Source organism: Oceaniglobus ichthyenteri (genome assembly GCF_003057885.1).
GTDB classification, from domain to species: Bacteria; Pseudomonadota; Alphaproteobacteria; order Rhodobacterales; family Rhodobacteraceae; genus Oceaniglobus; species Oceaniglobus ichthyenteri.
Genome location: NZ_QAGK01000008.1, coordinates 79,641 through 99,758 on the forward strand (window position 1 = coordinate 79,641; position 20,118 = coordinate 99,758).

General features: G+C 60.6%; 24 protein-coding genes and 1 tRNA gene. 8 read left to right on the forward strand and 17 right to left on the reverse strand.

All coding sequences use genetic code 11. The annotated features are described in order from the left end of the window. Window positions 1-130: 130 nt before the first annotated feature. Genes clpS through hemF form a run of 4 tightly spaced genes read left to right on the forward strand, consistent with a single transcriptional unit; the run spans window position 131 to window position 3,219 of the window. Complete coding sequence (gene clpS / locus C8265_RS12955) at window positions 131-454, forward strand: ATP-dependent Clp protease adapter ClpS (RefSeq protein ID WP_108484437.1); 324 nt, start codon at window positions 131-133, stop codon at window positions 452-454. An 18-nt stretch (window positions 455-472) separates the two neighbouring features. Further along, a complete protein-coding gene (locus C8265_RS12960; RefSeq protein WP_108484438.1) occupies window positions 473-1,459 on the forward strand; it encodes a class I SAM-dependent methyltransferase in 987 nt (328 codons plus the stop codon). A gap of 12 nt (window positions 1,460-1,471) precedes the next feature. Then, window positions 1,472-2,281 carry an SDR family NAD(P)-dependent oxidoreductase gene (locus C8265_RS12965; protein WP_108484439.1) on the forward strand — a complete coding sequence of 270 codons (810 nt, stop codon included), beginning with the start codon at window positions 1,472-1,474 and terminating at the stop codon, window positions 2,279-2,281. Between the two features lie 44 nt (window positions 2,282-2,325). Further along, entirely contained in the window at window positions 2,326-3,219 is an 894-nt protein-coding gene (gene hemF / locus C8265_RS12970; RefSeq protein ID WP_108484440.1) for an oxygen-dependent coproporphyrinogen oxidase, read from the forward strand. Here the strand turns inward: hemF and C8265_RS12975 are convergent. Beyond that, window positions 3,216-3,602 (reverse strand): hypothetical protein, encoded by a 387-nt coding sequence (locus C8265_RS12975; protein ID WP_126623173.1) that lies wholly within the window; start codon window positions 3,600-3,602, stop codon window positions 3,216-3,218. The two genes, hemF and C8265_RS12975, sit on opposite strands and share 4 nt — an antisense overlap. A gap of 39 nt (window positions 3,603-3,641) precedes the next feature. Further along, on the reverse strand, window positions 3,642-4,670 hold the full coding sequence (hemE, locus tag C8265_RS12980; RefSeq protein ID WP_108484442.1) for a uroporphyrinogen decarboxylase: 1,029 nt from the start codon (window positions 4,668-4,670) through the stop codon (window positions 3,642-3,644). A gap of 129 nt (window positions 4,671-4,799) precedes the next feature. Between hemE and hemC the strand changes: the two genes are divergently transcribed. Then, window positions 4,800-5,753 (forward strand): hydroxymethylbilane synthase, encoded by a 954-nt coding sequence (gene hemC / locus C8265_RS12985; RefSeq protein WP_108484443.1) that lies wholly within the window; start codon window positions 4,800-4,802, stop codon window positions 5,751-5,753. A 55-nt stretch (window positions 5,754-5,808) separates the two neighbouring features. On the opposite strand, the gene C8265_RS12990 is transcribed toward hemC, so the two are convergent. Further along, window positions 5,809-7,215 (reverse strand): FAD-binding oxidoreductase, encoded by a 1,407-nt coding sequence (locus tag C8265_RS12990; protein ID WP_108484444.1) that lies wholly within the window; start codon window positions 7,213-7,215, stop codon window positions 5,809-5,811. 57 nt (window positions 7,216-7,272) lie between these two features. Beyond that, on the reverse strand, window positions 7,273-7,881 hold the full coding sequence (locus C8265_RS12995) for an arylesterase (protein WP_420818870.1): 609 nt from the start codon (window positions 7,879-7,881) through the stop codon (window positions 7,273-7,275). 91 nt (window positions 7,882-7,972) lie between these two features. Between C8265_RS12995 and C8265_RS13000 the strand changes: the two genes are divergently transcribed. Together C8265_RS13000 and C8265_RS13005 are read left to right on the forward strand one after the other, a co-directional pair. After that, entirely contained in the window at window positions 7,973-8,665 is a 693-nt protein-coding gene (locus C8265_RS13000) for an ABC transporter ATP-binding protein (protein WP_108484445.1), read from the forward strand. A 138-nt stretch (window positions 8,666-8,803) separates the two neighbouring features. Further along, a complete protein-coding gene (locus C8265_RS13005; RefSeq protein WP_108484446.1) occupies window positions 8,804-11,335 on the forward strand; it encodes an ABC transporter permease in 2,532 nt (843 codons plus the stop codon). Window positions 11,336-11,338: 3 nt separating this feature from the next. Here C8265_RS13005 and C8265_RS13010 read toward each other — a convergent pair whose 3' ends face one another. Further along, window positions 11,339-11,773 (reverse strand): NUDIX hydrolase, encoded by a 435-nt coding sequence (locus C8265_RS13010; RefSeq protein ID WP_108484447.1) that lies wholly within the window; start codon window positions 11,771-11,773, stop codon window positions 11,339-11,341. 26 nt (window positions 11,774-11,799) lie between these two features. Next, window positions 11,800-11,876, reverse strand: a tRNA-Met gene (locus C8265_RS13015). Window positions 11,877-11,933: 57 nt separating this feature from the next. Between C8265_RS13015 and C8265_RS13020 the strand changes: the two genes are divergently transcribed. After that, window positions 11,934-12,947 carry a hypothetical protein gene (locus C8265_RS13020; RefSeq protein WP_108484448.1) on the forward strand — a complete coding sequence of 338 codons (1,014 nt, stop codon included), beginning with the start codon at window positions 11,934-11,936 and terminating at the stop codon, window positions 12,945-12,947. Here C8265_RS13020 and C8265_RS13025 read toward each other — a convergent pair. The 11 genes from C8265_RS13025 to C8265_RS13075 all read right to left on the reverse strand — a co-directional run bounded on the left by C8265_RS13025 (window position 12,931) and on the right by C8265_RS13075 (window position 20,051). Beyond that, window positions 12,931-13,740, reverse strand: coding sequence for a division plane positioning ATPase MipZ (locus C8265_RS13025; protein WP_108484548.1), 810 nt, complete (start codon window positions 13,738-13,740; stop codon window positions 12,931-12,933). The two genes, C8265_RS13020 and C8265_RS13025, sit on opposite strands and share 17 nt — an antisense overlap. Before the next feature lie 282 nt (window positions 13,741-14,022). Further along, entirely contained in the window at window positions 14,023-14,244 is a 222-nt protein-coding gene (gene rpmE / locus C8265_RS13030; RefSeq protein WP_108484449.1) for a 50S ribosomal protein L31, read from the reverse strand. A gap of 11 nt (window positions 14,245-14,255) precedes the next feature. Further along, the gene (rplS, locus tag C8265_RS13035) at window positions 14,256-14,639 is read right to left on the reverse strand and encodes a 50S ribosomal protein L19 (protein ID WP_108484450.1); all 384 of its coding nucleotides are present in this window, start codon (window positions 14,637-14,639) and stop codon (window positions 14,256-14,258) included. A 49-nt stretch (window positions 14,640-14,688) separates the two neighbouring features. Beyond that, complete coding sequence (gene trmD / locus C8265_RS13040) at window positions 14,689-15,522, reverse strand: tRNA (guanosine(37)-N1)-methyltransferase TrmD (protein ID WP_108484451.1); 834 nt, start codon at window positions 15,520-15,522, stop codon at window positions 14,689-14,691. Between the two features lie 68 nt (window positions 15,523-15,590). Beyond that, window positions 15,591-15,752: a DUF1328 family protein gene (locus C8265_RS13045; RefSeq protein ID WP_108484452.1), complete on the reverse strand. Its 162-nt coding sequence runs from the start codon at window positions 15,750-15,752 to the stop codon at window positions 15,591-15,593. A gap of 69 nt (window positions 15,753-15,821) precedes the next feature. After that, window positions 15,822-16,334, reverse strand: coding sequence for a ribosome maturation factor RimM (gene rimM, locus C8265_RS13050; protein WP_108484453.1), 513 nt, complete (start codon window positions 16,332-16,334; stop codon window positions 15,822-15,824). Between the two features lie 57 nt (window positions 16,335-16,391). Next, window positions 16,392-16,748 carry a 30S ribosomal protein S16 gene (gene rpsP / locus C8265_RS13055; protein ID WP_108484454.1) on the reverse strand — a complete coding sequence of 119 codons (357 nt, stop codon included), beginning with the start codon at window positions 16,746-16,748 and terminating at the stop codon, window positions 16,392-16,394. Window positions 16,749-16,794: 46 nt separating this feature from the next. Continuing rightward, window positions 16,795-17,091, reverse strand: a complete 297-nt coding sequence (locus C8265_RS13060; RefSeq protein WP_108484455.1) for a chorismate mutase — start codon at window positions 17,089-17,091, stop codon at window positions 16,795-16,797. Between the two features lie 112 nt (window positions 17,092-17,203). Further along, window positions 17,204-17,731 (reverse strand): GNAT family N-acetyltransferase, encoded by a 528-nt coding sequence (locus C8265_RS13065; RefSeq protein WP_108484456.1) that lies wholly within the window; start codon window positions 17,729-17,731, stop codon window positions 17,204-17,206. 34 nt (window positions 17,732-17,765) lie between these two features. Further along, window positions 17,766-19,277, reverse strand: coding sequence for a signal recognition particle protein (gene ffh, locus C8265_RS13070; RefSeq protein ID WP_108484457.1), 1,512 nt, complete (start codon window positions 19,275-19,277; stop codon window positions 17,766-17,768). Window positions 19,278-19,559: 282 nt separating this feature from the next. Further along, entirely contained in the window at window positions 19,560-20,051 is a 492-nt protein-coding gene (locus C8265_RS13075; RefSeq protein ID WP_108484458.1) for a hypothetical protein, read from the reverse strand. Window positions 20,052-20,118: the final 67 nt, after the last annotated feature.

Sequence of the window (20,118 nt, forward strand, 5' to 3'; positions counted from 1 at the left end):
CTTTATCACAGATTCGGCGCTCAGACGCGCCGCCCCCCTTTTCACACGGTTCACAGACCTTATATAGTCATGCTGACCCATCCCCTATTGCCGACTGGCCTGGAGTTGCGACGTGAGAGCATATCCCATCATGATGTCGGACAAGGATGCGCCCGATGACGGAGATACGGGTGTCATCCTTGAAACCCGCAAGAAAACCCAACGCCCACCTTTATATAAGGTGATGTTGCTGAATGACGATTTCACACCGATGGAATTTGTCGTGCATGTGCTTGAACGATTCTTTGGCATGAACCACGCCCAATCGTTCGAACTGATGCTGACGGTTCACAAGAAAGGCCTGGCCGTGGTCGGGGTGTTTTCGTTTGAAGTGGCCGAAACCAAAGTGGCGCAGGTGATGGATTTCGCCCGCAGGCATCAGCACCCGTTGCAATGCACAATGGAAAAGGAATAGGGCCGCAGCGCCCAAACCATGCTTACATCTCGTATATCTTTTGCCCGTGATCAGGGTGTATTTGTGTTGCCCGAAGGGCGGCTGTGTGTGTTTGGCGCGCGGGGCAGTGATGATCTGACCGCGCTGGACAATGTGCAGGTGGTGCAAGGGCTGCGTCCCGATTACGAGGCGCTGCAGGCGCGCGGCATCGACGTGGTCACAGCGCCCGAGGGTGAATTTGCCGCCGCGCTGGTGGTTTTGCCCCGCGCCAAGGACGCCGCGCGCGATCTGATTGCACAGGCGACGGCGCTGGTGGGCGATGGCCCGGTCTGGATCGACGGTCAGAAAACCGATGGCGCCGACAGCATGATCCGCACCCTGCGCAAACGCGGCACGACGGTCGAACCGGTCATCGCCAAGGCCCACGGCAAATTGTTCTGCATCACCGGCGCCGATGTCACCGATTGGCGGGCGGGGCCGAAAACGCTGTCAAATGGCATGATCACTGCGCCGGGTGTGTTTTCCGCCGATGGAATCGACAAAGGCTCGGCGCTTTTGGTTGAATACCTGCCCGAAGATATGAAAGGCACGGTCGTTGATCTGGGGGCCGGTTGGGGGTTTCTGGCCGCCCATCTGGCCGAGCGGGGCGATATCACCGCGCTGCATCTGGTTGAGGCGGATCATGCGGCGCTGACTTGTGCGCGCGAAAATGTCACCGATCCGCGCGCCCAATTTCATTGGGCCGATGCGACCACATTCACCCTGACAGGCGGGGCCGATCATGTGGTGATGAACCCGCCGTTTCACGTCAGCCGTTCTGCCGATCCTGATTTGGGGCGGGCGTTCATTGACGCCGCCGCGCGGCTGTTGAAACCCAATGGCCAGTTGTGGCTGGTGGCCAACCGCCATTTGCCCTATGAGGCCACGTTGACCGAGCGGTTCATCAAAAACACCGTTCTGTCGGACGACCCCGCGTTCAAGGTTATCCATGCCGAACGCCCCCGTCGCAAACCCGTTCAAAGGTAGTCGGAGCGCAACATGTCATTTTCTATCGCAGGCAAAACCGCCGTGGTCACGGGCGCGGCCAACGGCATTGGCTTGGCCATTGCCCGGCATTTCGTGGACAACGGGGCCAATGTCATGTTTGCCGACATGGACGAAGACCGCCTGTCTGATGAATGCGGTGGCGCCCAGGAAGACACCGACAACATCCGGTATTTTTGCGGCGATCTGCGCGAAAAATTGACCATCGCCAATCTGTTGTCGGCCACGATCGATGCGTTTGACCGGGTCGATATCCTGGTCAATGCCTCGCGGCAGATGATGGCCACCGATCCGTTGAATCCCGATGACGACTCAATGGAAATGTTGCTGGAACAGAACCTGATGACCAGTTTGCGCCTGTCGCAACTGTTTGCAACCCGGATGATCAAACAGGCCAAGGACGAAGACAACGAAGACCGCACCGCCGGGTCGATCATCAACCTCAGCTCGATCGCGGCGCGCCGGACCACGCCCAATCTGTTGGCCTATTCGGTCAGTTCGGCGGCATTGGATCAGGCCACACGCTCGCTTGCCGTGGCGCTGGCATCCGAACGGATCAGGGTGAACGCCGTGGCCTTTGGCAGCGTTATGAGCGCGTCACTCAAAAGCTCGATCAAGCAAGACACCGATATGCGCGCCGAAATCATCGACAACACCCCCCTGTCGCGCATCGCCAGCCCATCAGAAGTGGCCGAAGCGGTGCAATTTCTGGCCTCGGACGGATCACGGTTCATGACCGGTCAGATCTTGACCATTGATGGCGGGCGCACTTTGATTGATGTGGTGGATAAGGCGGCGCACTGACCCCGCGCCAAGCCCTAGCCCCGATAATTGACAGGAGACACGCCATGAACAGCGCAATGGAGTCCGAAAAAGCCCGCGCCGCCAAATGGTTTCACGACCTGCGCGATGAAATCGTGGCCGCATTCGAGGCATTGGAAGACCGCCAAACCACAGGCCCCACAGCCGATTTGCCCGCCGGCCGGTTCGACGTAACCAAAACCAGCCGCCAATCAGACGACGGCAGCGATGCGGGCGGCGGATTGATGAGCGTGATGCGCGGCGGTCGGGTGTTTGAAAAGGTCGGCGTGAACATATCCACGGTTTACGGCACCTTGGGCGAACGGGCGCAGGTGGCCATGGCCGCGCGCAAGGGGATCCCGGGCATGGCCGACGATCCGCGATTTTGGGCCAGCGGCATTTCATTGGTCGCGCATATGCAAAACCCCCATGTGCCAGCGGTTCACATGAATACGCGGATGTTCTGGACGCCCCATGCCTGGTGGTTTGGCGGCGGGTCCGATCTAAACCCTTGTATCGAATATGCCGAAGACACAGGGCATTTTCATGTGACACAAAAACAATATCTCGATCCGCACGGGGCCGATCATTTTCCCAAATTGAAAGCTTGGGCCGATGAATATTTCTATATCCCGCACCGCAAACGCGCCCGCGGCGTGGGCGGAATTTTCATGGATGATTATTGCACCGGCGATTGGGAGGCCGATCTGGCCCTGACTCAGGATATCGGGCGCGCGTTTCTGCCCGCCTTTGTTCCGCTTGTGGATCGCCGCCGCGATACCGAATGGAGTGAGGCCGACAAAGACACCCAATTGGTGCATCGCGGACTCTATGCCGAATATAACCTGGTCTATGACCGGGGTACGAAATTCGGGCTGGAAACCGGCCATGACGCCAACGCAGTGTTGATGAGCCTGCCACCGATGGCCAAATGGGTCTAACCCTGGGGCGCTGTTAGAAACTTTGCGCCGCCCGCCTGACGGGGCGGCGGTGCGGGCGGTGCTGTGTCTGTGGCCCGCTCTGTGCGCTGCCCAGATGCGATATCGCGCAAACCCTGTTCCACCTGATCGCGGCTGACTGTGCCTTTGCCCTGCCAATGTATCCAACTGACCGCCCATTCGGGCGCAACCGCCATGGCGGCGCGCGCCAGGCGCAATTCAACCACCGCCTCGCGCAGGCGCATCGGGTCGGTGGTGGCGTTGACAGACAGCAGTCGCCGTTCGCCGGGCGTGGGGGACACGGCCAGAAACCATCCGGTGACGACAATGGATGTCGCCACCAGGGCCGAGCGCAAAATGTAAAAACATAACCGAAGCATAAACATGGGCGCAGCATACCGCGCCCATGGGGCCAAACTGTGGCGTCAGGCGCGCAGGGTTTCCAACATCAGCGCCACATTGTCGGGGTTTGCATCGGGCGTAATGCCATGGCCAAGGTTAAAGATATGCGGCCCGCCGGAAAACGCCGCCTTGATCCGCCGTACCTCATCCACCAGATCCTGACCACCTGTCACCATATGACCGGGGGCCAGATTGCCCTGAACACAGCCGTCTTTTTGCACATGTTTGGCGGCCCAATCGGCATCGGTAAACTGATCCAGCGCCACACAGTCGGCCCCGGTGGCTGGGCCAAAGCCGATGTATTTCTCTCCCGCACCGCGCGGAAAGGCGATGATCGGGGTGTCGGGGTGGCGCGCCTTCAGGGCTGCGATGATCTGTTTGGTTGGCTCCAAGGCGTATTTCTGAAAATCATCGCCGTTCAGCGACCCGGCCCAGGAATCAAACAGTTTCACCACCTCGGCACCGGCATTGATCTGTGCCGACAGATATTCGATCGTGGCCTCGGTGATCCGGTTCAGCAGTGCCTCAAACACCGGGCGATTGCCGTCTTTCAGCGCGTGCGCCGGGCCCTGATCGGGGGTGCCGCGCCCGGCAATCATATAGGTGGCCACGGTCCAGGGCGCACCGGCAAACCCGATCAGCGCCACATCACCGGGCAATTCCCGCGACAGGATCTTGATCGTTTCATACACCGGCGACAGGTGGTCATGCACCGTATCGGCGGGTTTCAACGCGTCAAACCCCGCCTGATCGGTGATGGTCGACAGGCGCGGGCCTTCGCCGGTGACAAACCACAGATCGGCGCCCAATGCCTGTGGGATCAACAGGATATCGGCAAACAGGATCGCCGCATCAAACCCGAACCGGCGGATCGGTTGCAATGTCACCTCGGCGGCCAATTCGGGGTTATAGCACAGCGACAGGAAATCACCGGCCTGGGCGCGGGTGGCTTTGTATTCGGGCAAATACCGCCCGGCCTGGCGCATCATCCAGGCTGGCGGCGTTTTCAATGTTTCACCCGCCAATGCGCGCATCAATAATTTTTCGGCCATGAGAACCCCCGTCAAAATTTCATCTCGTGGTCCCGCCCGGGCGCCTGTTTGTCAAGGTGGTTCTGCCCAAACACCTGTTTGCGGCGTCTTTCAGTTGTAAGGCGCAATTGACACGGATATGGCTGGGCCATGACATTTACGCTTCCCACCCCCGCCCGCACGCTGAAAATCGGCACCCGTGGTTCGCCCTTGGCCCTGGCTCAGGCCCATGAAACCCGTGACCGGTTGTCGGCCGCCTTTGATCTGCCGCCCGAGGTGTTTGAAATCGTTGTGATTTCGGTGCTTGGTGATCGGGTACAAGACCGCGCATTGAAAGAAATCGGCGGTAAGGGTCTGTTCACCCGCGAGATTGAACAGGCGCTGTTGGATGGCACCATCGATGTGGCCGTCCATTCGATGAAAGACATGCCCACCGAACAGCCAGCGGGCCTGACGCTGAATTGTTATTTGCCCCGCGAAGACATGCGCGATGCGTTCGTGGCGCTGGATGGCGGCGATATGGCGCACCTGCCCGAAGGCGCGGTTGTCGGCACATCATCATTGCGGCGGCGCGCGCAATTGTTGAACCGGCGTCCCGATCTTCAGGTTGTCGAATTTCGCGGCAATGTGCAAACCCGGCTGAAAAAGCTGGCCGATGGGGTGGCCTCGGCCACGTTTCTGGCCATGGCGGGGCTGGTTCGGTTGAACCGCACCGGCGATGTGCCGCACCGGCCAATCCCAACTGAAACGATGCTGCCCGCCATTGCCCAAGGCGCCATCGGGATTGAGCGGCGCGAAGATGATTCCAGCGTCGCCCAGATGCTTGAGGCGATTCACCACACGCCCACCGGCCAACGTCTGGCCGCCGAACGGGCGTTTCTGGCCGCCCTTGACGGGTCGTGCGAAACGCCGATTGCGGGCCTTGCCTTGCTTGACGGCGGCACCCTGTCACTGCGCGGCGAAGTGTTGCGCACCGATGGGTCAGAGTGTCTGGCCGATGCCACCGACGGCGCGATTGAGGATGGGCCCGAAATGGGCCGCGCCATGGCTGCGAAATTGCTGGCGCGGGCGGGGCCGGATTTTTTCGACTGGCGTCAGAATTAAGCAGACACGCCGCGCCGGACAGATGTGAACCGCGCGGCGTTGGTTTCGTTTTTGATCAGGGCAACACCTTGCCGGGGTTCATGATGCCCGCCGGGTCCAGCGCCGCCTTGATCCGTTGCATCACATCCAGCGCAACGGGGTCCTTGCGCCGGGCCATGGTATTTCGTTTGCTCAGCCCAATGCCATGTTCGGCCGAAAAACTGCCGCCCAGATCCGCGACAACATCTTCGATACGTTCGATGATCTGATCCGTCTGGTTGGCGGCAGCAGGGCTGGGCCACAAGGTCAGATGCACATTGCCATCGCCCAGATGCGCCACAACCACCTGATCCCCGTTCGGATCAATCGCATGAAACGCAGCGTGCGCACGGGTCAGAAATGTCTCGACCCGGTCCAGCGGCAGAGCCACATCGGTGATCACCGTCGGCAGATGCATGACCGACATCGCGCCGGCATCCTCACGGCGTGCCCAAATTTCGGCGCGTTGCGCCTCGGTGCGGGCAACCACGGCATCCAGAACCGCGCCGTCTTCGATCATGTCGCCCAGGGTTTGCTCAAGCAGGGTCACGATCGGAATGGCGCCATCTTCCCCGGGTATGGCATCACGTGCGGCGGTTGCGCCGACTTCGATCATCACGTTCACATCATAGCGTTCATCAAACGGCGCGCGCGCCTCGGGGCGCAGGATCAGGTGCCGGTCGATATAGCTGGCAGGCATGTATTCAAACGCCTCGACCGCGCCGCCTGTCGCGGCCTGCAGCCGGTTCAGCAACGTCAGGGCATCGCCAAGCGAGGACAGCGCCACCATCGCCGTGGCATAGGCGGCAGGCATCGGTTGCAGTTTCAGCACGGCGGCGGTGATGATGCCCAACGTGCCCTCGGCCCCGATAAACAGATCGCGCAGATCAAAGCCTGAATTGTCCTTGCGCAATTCGCTCATCAGATTCAGGATCTCGCCGGTGGGCAGCACCACCTCGATCCCCAGAACCTGTTCGCGGGTATTGCCAAAACGTAAAACATTGGACCCGCCCGCGTTGGTCGCCAATACGCCCCCGATCAGGGCCGAGCCGCGCGCGCCAAACGTCACCGGAAATACCAACCCATGTTCGGCAACCGCCCCGTGAACCGCCGACAGAATCACCCCCGCTTCGACAATCGCGGTGCGTGCGGCGGGGCGGATTTCGCGGATCTTGCGCAGACGGTCGATCGACAGCACCAATTGCCCCGGCGCGTGGGCGCCCCCGGCCAGGCCGGTATTGCCCGACACGGGCACCACCGGCGTGCCGGTGTCATGGGCCAGCGCCATGATCCGGCTCACCTCATCCGTGTTTGCGGGGCGCACCACCGCCAGCGGCGCGCCTTTGTAATTGCCGGTCCAATCCTGGGCCCAGGGGCCGCAATCGGCCCCGGTTAATACATGGGCCGGGCCCGTAATGGCGCGCAGCGCGTCGAGAATTTCCATGATTGCCCTCGTTTTGTTGGGCCATAGTGTTTCGCAACCCGGCGCAATGTTCCAGCCCTATTCGCGCGCCACACGCCGCATCAGTTCCAAAACCTTTGGCCCCAGATCCTCAACGATCAATTGCACCCCTTGGGCGTTCGGGTGAATCCCATCGGGTTGCAGATATGTCCTCACCGTCGCCTGACGATCTTCAAATGCCTCAAGAGCGGCAAGAAAGCTGGGCGCATAAAGCGTGCCATATGTCTGGGCCAGATCAGGATAGATCGCATCGAACCCGGCCTTGAATTCGGGGCCATAATTGCCCGGTGCGATCATGCCCACCAGTAAAACCGGCAGATCGCGCTCTTGGGCCTTTTGCAATATGCCATCCAGGTTGGCACGGCTGGCGGCCGGATCAATGCCGCGCAACAGATCATTGCCCCCCAGGGCCACGATCATTGCATCCACCTCGGGCGTCAGGGTCCAATCCACCCGGGCCAGCCCGCCAGCGGTGGTGTCACCCGACACACCGGCATTGACGATGGTCACATCGCCGCCCTCGGCCTCGATCCATGCCTCAAGCTGTGGCACAAACCCATCACCCTGAGGCAGGCCATACCCCTGGGTCAAACTGTCGCCCAGTGCCGCAATTGTCACGGTTTGGGCCGTGCCAGGGGCCGCAGACACCAGCAATGCCACCGAAGTGAGCGCAATGAACTTGCGTATCCGCGCCCCAGCCCCATATCCCAACCCAGGCAGCTGACAAAAGGAGCGCCCGATGGCCGATCCGATTCTTTCCCTCACCGACATCACCCTGTCGCTGGATGGCAACGCCGGACGGGTGGATATCCTGAAAGGCATCAGCCTGACTGTGGCGCGGGGGGAAACCGTGGGTCTGGTGGGTCCGTCTGGATCGGGCAAATCGTCTCTCCTGATGTTGATGGGCGGGCTGGACCGCGCCACCGGGGGCCGTGTCACGGTGCTGGGACAGGATATCACCGATATGGATGAAGACGCGCTGGCCCGGTTCCGTCGTGAACATATGGGGGTGGTGTTTCAATCCTTCCACCTTATTCCGACAATGACCGCATTGGAAAACGTCGCAACCCCGCTTGAACTGGCGGGCGCGCCCGATGCATTTGAGCGGGCCGAGGCCGAACTGGCCGCCGTCGGACTGGGCGCGCGCACCGGCCACTATCCCGCGCAAATGTCGGGCGGCGAACAGCAGCGCGTCGCCCTGGCCCGCGCCGCCGCCCCGCGCCCGGCAATTTTGCTGGCGGATGAGCCGACAGGCAACCTTGACGGTGCCACGGGCGAGGCGATCATGGATCTGCTGTTCGGCCTGCGCGACCGGCACGGCGCCACCTTGATCCTTGTCACCCACGCCCCCGAATTGGCCGCGCGCTGTGATCGTACCATCCGACTTGAAGATGGCCGCATCGCCCCCGAACACCGCGCCGCCGCTGAATAACCGGCAGGTTGCACCAAAAGAGTTTTTCGCCTCCGGCGGGGATATTTAAGAAAACGAAAATGAACCCGTAACCATTTCTGTTTTCTTAAATATCCCCGCCGGAGGCTCCGACGCCATCCACCCATGGGACGTTTATATATGAGCCTCGCCCTTGCCACCCGTATTGCCCGCCGCGAATTGCGCGGGGGGATCAAAGGATTTCGCGTTTTTCTGGCCTGTCTGGCGCTGGGCATTGCTGCGATTGCCGCTGTGGGCACTGTGCGCGAAAGCATCAATGCCGGTTTGGAGCGTGAGGGTGCGTCGATCCTGGGGGGGGATGTTTCGATTGAGCTGACCTATCGATTCATTGCGGCGCCTGAGCGCGCTTGGCTTGACGGATTGGGGGCGGTGTCGGAGATCGTTGATTTCCGCTCAATGGCAGTTGTGACGCGAGGGGAAGACAGCGAGCGCGCCCTGACTCAGGTAAAAGGGGTTGATGGGGCGTATCCGCTGTATGGCGTGGTCGGCCTTGCGCCTGACGTGCCGTTGGAACAGGCATTGGCGGGGCAGGGTGGAGTGCCCGGTGCGGTGATGGACCGGGTGTTGAAGGATCGCCTGGGGCTTGGGGTGGGCGATGTGTTTCGCCTTGGCACGCAGGATTTTGTGGTCATGGCCACGTTGACGGGCGAACCTGACAGCGGCACCGGCGGTTTTGGTTTGGGGCCGCGCACATTGGTGGCAACATCGGCCTTGGAAAATTCAGGGCTTTTGCAGCCCGGTACGTTGTTTGAAACCGAATATCGACTTCGGCTTGCGCCTGATGCGGATCTGGATGCGCTGAAAGCAGAGGTGGCTGAGCGGCTGGAAGATACCGGCTATCGCTGGCGCGACCGGCGCAATGGTGCGCCCGGTGTCACACGCTTTGTTGAGCGGTTGTCGGCGTTTCTGGTGTTGGTGGGGTTGGCAGGGCTGGCTGTCGGCGGCGTGGGTGTGGCCAGCGCGGTGCGCGCCCATCTTGAGGGCAAAACCGGCGTGATCGCGACATTGAAAACATTGGGTGCCGAGGGGCGGCTGATTTTTCAGATATACTTGATTCAGATTGCGATTTTGTCAGCGCTTGGCATGGTGATCGGCGTGATCCTTGGCGCGGCCGCGCCGTTGTTATTCGCGCCGATGATCGAGGCACGCCTGCCGGTGCCAACGGCCTTTGCCATTTATCCGAAGCCCCTGTTTGAGGCGGCGCTTTACGGCGCGCTGACCGCTTTGTTGTTCACCCTCTGGCCTTTGGCGCGCACCGAACAGATCCGCGCCGCTGCTCTGTACCGCGATTTGGGGGCGGCGACCGGCACGATGCCGCGCCCGTTCTATATCGCAGTGCTGATTGCGGTGATGCTGGCGCTGGTGGCGGTGGCGGCGGGGTTGTCGGGCCTGGCTTGGCTGACGCTGTATGCGGCGCTGGGCCTTGGCGCGGCGTTTGTGGCGCTGATGGGGGCGGCGGCCTTGGTGCGTGCCTTGGCCAAGCGTGGCGCGCGCAGCCGAGCGGTGCGCGGGCACAGTGCGCTGCGCCTGGCGCTTGGGTCGGTTGGCGGGCCGGGGGGCGAGGCGACGTCGGTGGTCCTGTCTTTGGGTCTGGGTCTGACGGTGTTGGCGGCGGTGGGACAGATTGATGCGAACCTGCGTGGTGCCATCGCGCGGGATTTGCCCGATGTCGCGCCGAGCTATTTCATGGTCGATATTCAGACCGACCAGCTTGAGGGGTTTCGTGCCCGTCTTGACGACGATCCCGGGGTCAGTGCCGTTGAAACCGCGCCGATGCTGCGCGGTGTGGTCAGCAAAATCAATGGCCGCGATGCGACCGAGGTTGCGCCAGATCACTGGGTCGTGCGCGGCGATCGCGGCATCACCTATGCCGCGCAGCCGGGCGAAGATACCACCGTGACGGCAGGGGAATGGTGGCCCGTGGATTACACCGGCCCGCCCCAGGTCAGCTTTGCCGCCGATGAGGCCGCGGAAATCGGCCTGTCTTTGGGCGATACGATCACGGTTAATATCCTGGGCCGGGAGATCACCGCCGAAATTACCAGCTTTCGCGCCGTGGATTTTTCCACCGCCGGGATCGGGTTTATCCTGACGTTGAATCCTGCTGCGTTGGCCGGGGCGCCCCACACCCATATCGCCACGATCTATGCCGATGAAGAATCCGAGGCGGCGATTTTGCGTGATCTGGCCAATGCCTATCCCAATATCACAGCGATCCGGGTGCGCGATGCGATTGACCGGGTGACGGTGATCTTGGGCGGGATCGCGGCGGCCATCACCTATGGCGCGCTGGCCACTTTGATTACGGGGGGGGTCGTGTTGATTGGCGCGGCGGCAGCGGGCGAGCGGGCGCGTACCTATGAGGCGGCAATCCTGAAAACCCTTGGCGCGTCGCGGGCCACGATTTTGGGTAGTTTCGCGTTGCGCTCGGCCATATTGGGCGCGGCGGCGGGATTGGTGGCGATAGGCGCGGGGGGCATTGCCGGTTGGGCCGTGTCGCGATTCGTGATGGACACCGATTTCGTGTTTGAGCCGGTGTCGGCCCTGATCATCGTGATTGGCGGCGTGGTGGTGACGATGCTGGCGGGGCTTGCCTTTGCCTGGCGGCCCTTGGCGGCGCGTCCGGCGCGGGTGCTGCGCGGGGCCGAATAGGGGTTAATCGGCGGCGCAGGCCCGGTGATAGGCGGCAAGAACCGTATTAACCCGTTCAATGGTCGGCTGTGCGCCGCTGGCTATCTCGGCAAAAGGCACCCAACGGGCCGCCAAGGCGTCATCGGCGGGCACGGGGGTGCCCGATACATAGTCACAGGCCACCGCCGCCAACAGAAAATGAAACCGGATTGCGCCGGTATCATCGCGTTCGATCACATCGATATTGGTAAGATATCGCGTGGCCGTTGCGCGCACGCCGGTTTCCTCAAATAACTCACGCTCGGCGGCGGCAAGCGCGGTTTCGCCCAATTCCACATGGCCCCCCGGAAACCCCCAACGCCCCGCATTGGGCGGATTGCGCCGCTGAATAAGCAAGGCACAGTCATCTTTCACAACAACCGCCAGTGCGGCCAGACGGGGAACAGTGGGGGGTATCATAACGGCGCCTTTCACGGCGGAAAATGTGGTAGCGTGAGGTGGACTTGAACCACCGACCCCAGCATTATGAGTGCTGTGCTCTAACCAACTGAGCTATCACGCCATTCACATCTTGGGCGGATTAGACAACTGCGGCCCCCGTGTCAAACACAAAACCAACATGACGGCACAGATGATTGCGCGGCAATGGGCCGAATGTGCCCCAAGGTTTCACGACTTTGCCTTAGTGATGCCAATGTGGCGGGCGATGAAGGCGCTGAACGGATTGGAGTTTCCCTTCATGCGCCTGTCTTGGCCTTTGCCTTTGCTGCGCCCAACGGTATTTTTTGCCGCTGGGGCGTCGGCGTTCGCGATGCTGGCGATCAGCGTCTATGCTGATTCGCAAAGGGCCGCAGACCGTTTGCTGGCCCTGCGCAGGGGCAGCCCGGCGGCCATCGCGCTACGCTCGTTTGACCCCACGGCCCATATCGGGCCCGCTGGCGAACTCGTGGTGCGCGCCCAGGTCGATGCATCACTGCCGCTGCAGGTGATGTACCGCGATGGCGTGGGCCATGACCGGGCCCTGGTTTATCCGTTGGTTGCGATTGATGCGGTGCGGGGTGCGACCGATGCGCCAATTCTGGGGTATTTCTTTGTTGAATTGCCCCCCTCCCAAGCTGAAATTCTGGATTTTGCCAATATCATGCCGCCCTATGAAAAGGTGGGCGCCTATGGCCCGATTGTCACCTTGAACGGCGAACTGGGGGTTTCCGAGCAACTGAGCGAACATGTTGCAACCCTGTTGGCGGGCGTGTCCCGGCCAACCGTGGCCGATCTGGTGGGAATACGGCCCTATCCCGAAGGGCGGGCCGTGGCCCTGTCTGCCCCGCGCCCGTCGCCCTGGCGGTTTGTATGGGTGACGCTGGGGTTGGTGTTTTTTGGCGCGGGGAGCGCATTGGGGCGGTTTCTGCCGATATTGGCGGAGCGACGCCGCACGGCAGAAATCGCAAACGCAGGGCGCAAGCGCAGCGGCGTGGCCCCGACCCCGGAAACCGACAAGGGGCGGCTTTGCCTGGCACCGCTGGCGCCACAGCCCGACCCCCGCCGGGTAAAACGCAGCCATGGGCCGCTGACCAGCCTGATGATTGAAGGCTGGCACCAGATGCGCGATCAGAGCGCTAGAAATCGGCGGTGACGCCGGGCAGGCGCAGTTCCTTGATCAGGTCGCGCAATTCCTGCCGGGCGGCGATATTGGACAGGTTGAGATTGCCCACACCGATGTCTTTCAGATCCAGCAGGGTCAGACCCCGGGGAAACAGTTCGCGGAAAATCACCCGCTCGGAAAATCCGGGGGCGACGCGAAACCCGATTCGTTTGGCCAGGTGATCCAGTGCCTCGCCCATCTTGCGTTTGTTGATCATTTGTTGCGCGCCCAAACGGTTGCGCACCACGATCCAGTCAATCGGTTTCAGCCCAGCTTGCGCGCGCAATTGCCGCGCGTTCCACACCATTTCGGAATAGACCGACGGGCCAAGAATGCGGTTGGTTTCGGCATCGACCCGCGCCAACAGATCGAAATCGACAAAACTGTCGTTCAGCGGAGAAATCAGCGTATCGGCCAAGGAATGCGCCACCTGTGACAATCGGGTGTGGCTGCCGGGGCAATCGATCAGGATGAAATCGGCGGTTTCTTCCATGCCCGCCACAGCCGCCGACAACCGGCGATCATAAACGTTTTCGCCCGGCTCAAGCGCCTCGGGCGAAATTTCGGGCAGATCGCGGTAATCGGGCACCGGCAGATCCAACCCGTTGTTTGCCAGATACAGGCGGCGGTTTTCCACATAGCGGCCAAAGCTTTTTTGCCGCAGATCCAGATCCAGCGCGCCCACTTTGTGACCCATCCGCACCAATGCGGTGGCCACATGCATCGAGGTGGTCGATTTGCCCGACCCGCCCTTTTCGTTCCCGACAACGATAATATGTGCCAAACCTGTCATCCTTTTGCCCATGCCCCGGGTCAGCGCCCCATGGGCGGACCTTTGCCAAGGTCGGGGTTATGCATTTGACATGTTCTTTGCAAAACTGGCGCGACTTTGGAAGGGCTGAGCGCAAGGTTTCGCATATTGTTCAGAGGATGGGTGGGGCAATGGCCCCCGCGCAACAGGGTATGAAACCTGTCCGATCCATTGGTGCGGGCGCAGATGCCCCGCGCATGAAAAAAGGCCGCCCGCAGATTGCGAACGGCCTTTGATCTTTGGCGAAACTCTGGCTTAGAAACCCAGACCTTCGTACTTTTTCTTGAACTTGGACACACGGCCGCCGGTATCCATCAGGCGGGTGTTGCCGCCGGTCCAGGCCGGGTGAACCGATGGATCGATATCGAGCGCCATCTGGTCGCCCTCTTTGCCCCAGGTCGATTTCATCTGAACAACGTCGCCATTGGTCATCTTGACGTTGATCATGTGATAGTCGGGATGCGTATCTTTTTTCATCGCTCTGCTCCTCAGGCTTTCTTGTCAGCCAATGGCCGGTAATTGGTGACTTCGGCAATACGGGCCGATTTGCCGCGACGGGCACGCAGATAATACAGTTTCGCGCGACGTACCTTACCGCGACGGATCACGGTAATGTTGTCGATATTGGTGGAATGCAGGGGGAACACACGTTCCACGCCCTCACCAAAGGAAATCTTGCGAACGGTGAAAGTGCCGGCAATGCCTTTGCCGTGCTTGCGCGAAATGCACACACCTTCATAGTTCTGCACCCGGGTGCGGGTGCCTTCGGTCACTTTGTAACCGACGCGGATGGTATCACCCGCCTTGAAATCGGGGATATCGGCCCCCAGGGCGGCGACCTGTTCGGCCTCCAATTGTGCGATCAGATTCATCTGACGCTCCTTATATATACACGGGTTGTTCCCGTTGGTGAGTGCGCCCTCAGAGCTCTTGGTCGTCCTCCGGGTCCATACCGTGTTTTGCACAATATGCCCGCCAGAGATCAGGGCGGCGTTCTTTGGTCAGCCGTTGGGCCATATCCCGGCGCCATTGTTCGATCTTGCCATGGTGCCCCGACAGGAGAATGTCGGGGATTGCGCGGCCTTCCCAATGGGCGGGTTTCGTATACTGGGGATGCTCCAGCAGGCCATCCGAAAAGGATTCGTCCTGTGTTGAGGCATGATTCCCAAGCACGCGGGGTATAAGCCGCACTGTCGCGTCAATCAAGGCCTGAGCGGCAATCTCGCCGCCTGTCATGACAAAATCGCCCAGTGACACCTCTTCGATATCGTAATGTTCGATTACCCGCTCATCCACGCCCTCAAAACGGCCACAAAGCAGGGTGATTCCATCGGCCTGTGAAAACCGTTGTGCCATATCCTGATCAAAGGGTTTGCCACGGGGAGAGAGGTAGATCAGCGGCCATTTGCCCCGATCCGCGGGCGCGCCGCGCTGCGCCTGTCGGATAGCGCGCGATAGGATATCGGGGCGCAACACCATGCCAGCGCCGCCCCCCGCTGGCGTGTCATCGACATTGCGATGTTTACCCTCGCCAAAGACGCGCAAATCAATCGGTTCGCACCGCCACAACCCCTCTTGCAAAGCTTTCCCGGTCAGCGATGCGCCCAGAACGCCGGGAAACACCTCAGGGAACAGGGTGATGATCCGGGCGCACCAGGCGTTGTTCAATTTTGGCGGCTCACCGCCCAAAACGCGCGGCGTTGTGGTGGGCGCGATGGTCAGGCGGCCGTGGGATTTGGACGGGGGTTCAGACATGGCAGGCCAATATAAACAAACATTCGCCTTGCCCTAGCACAGTTGCGGCTGAACCGAACCCCCTTTGCTCAGGCGATGGCGATGATACCCAGCAGCATCAGCAAGAACAGGATCAGCGCCAAACCGATCAGTAGTTTCGCACCGGTCAACGCGGCGCCGGAAACGCGGCCAAAACCAAGCAGGGCCGCCACAGCGGCCACAACGACGAGAATGAGAATGATCTGTAACATGGGGTGTCCTTTGCTGAACCAAACGGTGATTGCAAAGACAACGCCAGATAACGCCCTTGTGTTCCGTGTTTACGGGAAAAGCCCTTCGGGCGGGTCGGCAACCATGCGTTTGGCGGCCAGATCAACCGTGGGAACCACCGCCAGGGTAAATGGCAACAGTACGGTTTCGGCCTGCCCTTTGATTCGCAGTTCCAACAGATCAGCCGCGCCATGGTTTTGCACGGTCTGCACTGTACCAAGCAGCGCGCCACCGGTGTCAAATACCGACAGGCCAATCAGATCGGCGTGATAATATTCATCATCGGGCAGATTTGGCAGCCGGTCACGCGGCGCAAACAGGCGGGTGCCGCGCAGGGCGTCGGCCTGTTCCTTGTCGTTCACACCGCTCAGCCGGGCGATAAAGCCATTTTTGCTGGGTCCGATCAGCCCAAGGTCGAAACTGCGGCTGCCGTCTTCGGTGGTGAGGGGATTGTAATCTTCGATGGCCGCCGGATCGGCGCAGAAACTTTTCAGGCGGATGTCACCCTTGACGCCAAACGAACCGGCGATCGCGCCAACGCAAATCATATCGTCATGGGGCATGGGGCATGGTCCTTTGAAAAACGGCACCCCGCGCCAATCCGGCGCGGGGCGTTGAGCTTATTCGGCCTCTGCAGGCGCGGCCAGCTTGGCGGCTTTTTCTTCGGCGCGGGCCACGGCGGCCTTGCCGGGGGTGCCTTTTTTGGCGTTGTTGCGGGTTTTCTTTTCAACCACGCCAGCGGCCTCAAGGAAACGCGATACGCGGTCGGTGGGCAGTGCGCCGTGCGACATCCAGTACTGCACACGCTCCACATCCATTTTCACGCGGTTTTCATCGTCTTTGGCCAACAGGGGGTTATAGGTGCCCAGTTTTTCAATAAAACGGCCATCGCGGGGCATGCGGCTGTCGGTGGCAACGATCGAATAATGGGGGCGCTTTTTGCTGCCGCCACGGGCGAGGCGAATCTTCATGGACATTTGGTTTTCTCCTTTGAATGTCGGGGTTTGGGTGGGTGCACCCGGTCTAGGTTTGGTGGATTTCGTGGTGTTTGATGACTTCCTGGATGATGAAGGCCAGAAATTTCTTGGCGAATTCCGGGTCAAGATCGCTGTCTTTCGCCAAAGCTTCGAGGCGCGCGATCTGCATCGCTTCGCGGGCCGGATCGGACGGGGGCAGGGCGTGCTCTGCCTTTAATTTTCCCACGGCCTGGGTGTGTTTGAACCGCTCGCCCAGGGTGTAAACCAAAATGGCATCCAGGCGATCAATGCTTTCACGGTGACCTTTCAGCAGGTCGGCCGCACGGGTGATATCATCGGTCATATTTGGCCTTTGGGGTGGGAAATCTGTGTCTGTACCGCCGTGCCCAAGGGCAAAGGGTGCGCGTTAGGCAAAGTTGAGGAGCCTCCGGCGGGGATATTTTGAGCAAGAAAAATCACAGTGCAAACCTGTGGCGATAAACGAGCGTGTCTTGCACGGTTTCCCCCGCGGGCAGCGGTGCCTTGGGATCGACAGTTGCCCCCAAGCGTTCTGCCAGGCTGCGCGATGGGCTGTTTTCGGGGGCGATATAGCTGACCAGCGTGGAAAGTTTGAGGGCGTCACGGGCAAAGGCCAAGGCGGCTTTGGCGGCTTCGGTTGCAAAGCCTTTGCCGATGGCGTGGGGCAAAAGCACCCAACCCAGTTCCGGTTCGGGAAAGTGATCGGGATGGGTGATGCCGATTTGCCCCACCAAGGTTTTGTCGTGGGTTTCAATCGCCCAACAGCCAAAGCCGTCAAACACCCAACCGGCGCAATCGCTGGCAAAGGCCGACCAGGCACCGCGTCGATCACGCGGCCCACCCATGAAACGAGACTGCGGCCCGGCCCACATTTCGGCCATCGGTTCAAAATCGGCACGCACATGGGCGCGCAGAATCAGCCTGTCGGTTGTAAGCACCGGAATATGGCAGGGTGTGTCGGGCATGTATTAAGACAGATCGCTTTTTTACGGAGTGTGATTATTTCTTCTTGCCAAAGCCGGAAAGACCGGGGGGCAGGCCCCCGCCGCCGCCAAGGCCCGGAAAGCCACCGCCGGGATTCATGCCGGGGGGCAAGGCACCGCCCTTGCCCATTTGCGCCTGGGCGGCTTGAATTTCGGCCTCGGAGGGCATGCCTTTGCCGCCGAACATGCCGCGCATGGCCTGTTTCAACATGCCGCCTTTGCCCATTTTGCCCATCTTCTTCATCATGTCGCCCATCTGGCGCTGCATTTTCAGAAGTTTGTTCAGCTCGCTCACCTCAAGGCCGGCGCCTTTGGCGATGCGTTTTTTGCGGCTGGCCTGCAACAACGCGGGGTTGGCGCGCTCTTTTTTCGTCATCGATTGGATCAGGGCGATTTGGCGCTTCAGCACGCTGTCGTCAAAACCAGCGTCGGATACCTGTTTTTGCATCTTGGCCATGCCGGGCATCATGCCCATCACGCCTTCCATGCCGCCCATTTTCATCATCTGTTCAAGCTGCATCTTCAGATCGTTCATGTTGAATTGGCCCTTTTGGAACCGTTTCATCATGCGCTCGGCCTGTTCGGCCTCGATCGTGGCTTGCGCTTTTTCCACAAGGGAGACGATATCGCCCATGCCCAGAATCCGACCCGCCACACGTTCGGGGTGGAATTCTTCGATCGCGTCCAGCTTTTCACCGATGCCGACGAATTTGATCGGCTTGCCGGTGACCGCGCGCATCGACAGGGCGGCACCGCCGCGCCCGTCGCCATCCATCCGGGTCAGAACGACGCCTGATATGCCGATGCGTTGGTCAAAGTTTTCAGCGGTATTCACCGCATCCTGGCCGGTCAGGCCATCGACCACCAACAGGGTCTCGCGCGGATTGGCGATATCGCGCACCGCTTCAACCTCGGCCATCAGGGCCTCGTCAATCGACAGGCGGCCCGCGGTGTCGAGCAGGTAGACATCATAGCCACCCATCGCGGCCTGGGTTTTGGCGCGTTTGGCGATCTGAACCGGAGTCTGGCCTGCCACGATGGGCAAGGTATCAACGCCGATCTGTACGCCCAGCACGGCAAGTTGTTCCATCGCCGCCGGACGGTTCACATCGAGCGAGGCCATCAGCACGCGCTTGCCTTCACGCGCGGTCAGACGTTTGGCCAATTTCGCTGTGGTGGTGGTTTTGCCCGACCCTTGCAAGCCAACCATCAGGATTGGCGCAGGCGGATTGTCAATTTTCAGCTTGCCGGGGTTTTCCTCATCCCCCGCCAGGACATGCACCAGTTCATCGTGAACGATCTTGATAACCTGCTGACCCGGAGTGACAGATTTTGTCACTGCCTGACCGGTTGCCTTTTCCTGTACCGCCTTCACGAAATCGCGGGCGACAGACAGGGACACGTCCGCCTCAAGCAGGGCGATGCGCACTTCGCGCAGGGCGGTTTTTACATCGTCTTCCGACAGGGCGCCCTGTTTGTTGAGCCGGTCAAAGACGCTGGACAGGCGTTCGGACAGATTTTCAAACATGGCGCGCGGTCCTTTGCGTGCGGTAAACGGATGGTTTGCATATGGGGCAAACCCTTGGGGTCTTGAAGGGCGAAGGCCCAAACGAAATATGCCCCCACGGGCGCAACGCGCTGGTGGGGGGCGATCCTTGCGCTGTGGCAAGGACCGGAAGACACGACAGACTCCCGGAGTTGGGATGGTGGTTATGCGCCCGAGCCGTCAAAGTCAAGGGCGCAGGCAGGTTGCGGTTTTGCAAAAGAAAGGGGCGCCGCAGTGGGCGCCCCAATCCGGAAGAGACCTTGATTATTTCGAGCTGTCTGCAAAGTCACGCTTGGTTTGCATTACGACCAGTTCGGCAGTTGTATAGTCAACCGGGTTAACACCCAGTAAGGCGGCCAACTGTGCCTTGCCGGGGGAAACCGAGCCGCGGTCGCTGGCAGTGTTGTTCACCACGTCCTTGCTCAGCTGTGCGATCAGGAAATCGTCACCTTCGTGAATGGCGCGTTCCAACAGAATGGCACGTCCGGTTGCATCGGGGGAAGTGCTTGAGGTTGAAAACCGCTCTTGTCCGGCTGATTTCAGGATCTGTTCGGCCTTGAAGTTACCAGCCACACCGCCTTCGCGCCGGGCTTGGTCCAGCTGAACCAACTGTGCCAGGCTCAGGGTGCCCGGTTCAACGCCAAGGGTGCGTGACAGTTGCGCCGTACCGGCGTTGACGTTTTGTGCAACAGCAGGAAGCGCCACGGCAGAGGCGGCGGCAACGGCGATGGCGGCGATGAATGTGTTCAGTTTCATGGTCTTATCTTTCTATCATGACTGGGCATATGGCCCGGTGGGTTATCATTATGGCGGTGGGGGCGTT

What these genes read in the sequence shown, in the direction of transcription:
- hemF (WP_108484440.1), top strand. Translation starts at nt 2,326, where the DNA reads ATGAACAGCGCAATGGAGTCCGAAAAAGCCCGCGCCGCCAAATGGTTT.
- rimM (WP_108484453.1), bottom strand. Translation starts at nt 16,334, where the DNA reads ATGCCCCATGACGATATGATTTGCGTTGGCGCGATCGCCGGTTCGTTT.
- C8265_RS13020 (WP_108484448.1), top strand. Translation starts at nt 11,934, where the DNA reads ATGACGGCACAGATGATTGCGCGGCAATGGGCCGAATGTGCCCCAAGG.
- C8265_RS13000 (WP_108484445.1), top strand. Translation starts at nt 7,973, where the DNA reads ATGGCCGATCCGATTCTTTCCCTCACCGACATCACCCTGTCGCTGGAT.
- rpsP (WP_108484454.1), bottom strand. Translation starts at nt 16,748, where the DNA reads ATGTCCATGAAGATTCGCCTCGCCCGTGGCGGCAGCAAAAAGCGCCCC.
- C8265_RS13060 (WP_108484455.1), bottom strand. Translation starts at nt 17,091, where the DNA reads ATGACCGATGATATCACCCGTGCGGCCGACCTGCTGAAAGGTCACCGT.
- C8265_RS13065 (WP_108484456.1), bottom strand. Translation starts at nt 17,731, where the DNA reads ATGCCCGACACACCCTGCCATATTCCGGTGCTTACAACCGACAGGCTG.
- ffh (WP_108484457.1), bottom strand. Translation starts at nt 19,277, where the DNA reads ATGTTTGAAAATCTGTCCGAACGCCTGTCCAGCGTCTTTGACCGGCTC.
- C8265_RS12965 (WP_108484439.1), top strand. Translation starts at nt 1,472, where the DNA reads ATGTCATTTTCTATCGCAGGCAAAACCGCCGTGGTCACGGGCGCGGCC.
- clpS (WP_108484437.1), top strand. Translation starts at nt 131, where the DNA reads ATGATGTCGGACAAGGATGCGCCCGATGACGGAGATACGGGTGTCATC.
- hemC (WP_108484443.1), top strand. Translation starts at nt 4,800, where the DNA reads ATGACATTTACGCTTCCCACCCCCGCCCGCACGCTGAAAATCGGCACC.
- C8265_RS12975 (WP_126623173.1), bottom strand. Translation starts at nt 3,602, where the DNA reads ATGTTTATGCTTCGGTTATGTTTTTACATTTTGCGCTCGGCCCTGGTG.
- C8265_RS13010 (WP_108484447.1), bottom strand. Translation starts at nt 11,773, where the DNA reads ATGATACCCCCCACTGTTCCCCGTCTGGCCGCACTGGCGGTTGTTGTG.
- C8265_RS12990 (WP_108484444.1), bottom strand. Translation starts at nt 7,215, where the DNA reads ATGGAAATTCTCGACGCGCTGCGCGCCATTACGGGCCCGGCCCATGTA.
- C8265_RS12960 (WP_108484438.1), top strand. Translation starts at nt 473, where the DNA reads ATGCTTACATCTCGTATATCTTTTGCCCGTGATCAGGGTGTATTTGTG.
- C8265_RS13045 (WP_108484452.1), bottom strand. Translation starts at nt 15,752, where the DNA reads ATGTTACAGATCATTCTCATTCTCGTCGTTGTGGCCGCTGTGGCGGCC.
- C8265_RS13075 (WP_108484458.1), bottom strand. Translation starts at nt 20,051, where the DNA reads ATGAAACTGAACACATTCATCGCCGCCATCGCCGTTGCCGCCGCCTCT.
- hemE (WP_108484442.1), bottom strand. Translation starts at nt 4,670, where the DNA reads ATGGCCGAAAAATTATTGATGCGCGCATTGGCGGGTGAAACATTGAAA.
- rpmE (WP_108484449.1), bottom strand. Translation starts at nt 14,244, where the DNA reads ATGAAAAAAGATACGCATCCCGACTATCACATGATCAACGTCAAGATG.
- rplS (WP_108484450.1), bottom strand. Translation starts at nt 14,639, where the DNA reads ATGAATCTGATCGCACAATTGGAGGCCGAACAGGTCGCCGCCCTGGGG.
- C8265_RS13005 (WP_108484446.1), top strand. Translation starts at nt 8,804, where the DNA reads ATGAGCCTCGCCCTTGCCACCCGTATTGCCCGCCGCGAATTGCGCGGG.
- trmD (WP_108484451.1), bottom strand. Translation starts at nt 15,522, where the DNA reads ATGTCTGAACCCCCGTCCAAATCCCACGGCCGCCTGACCATCGCGCCC.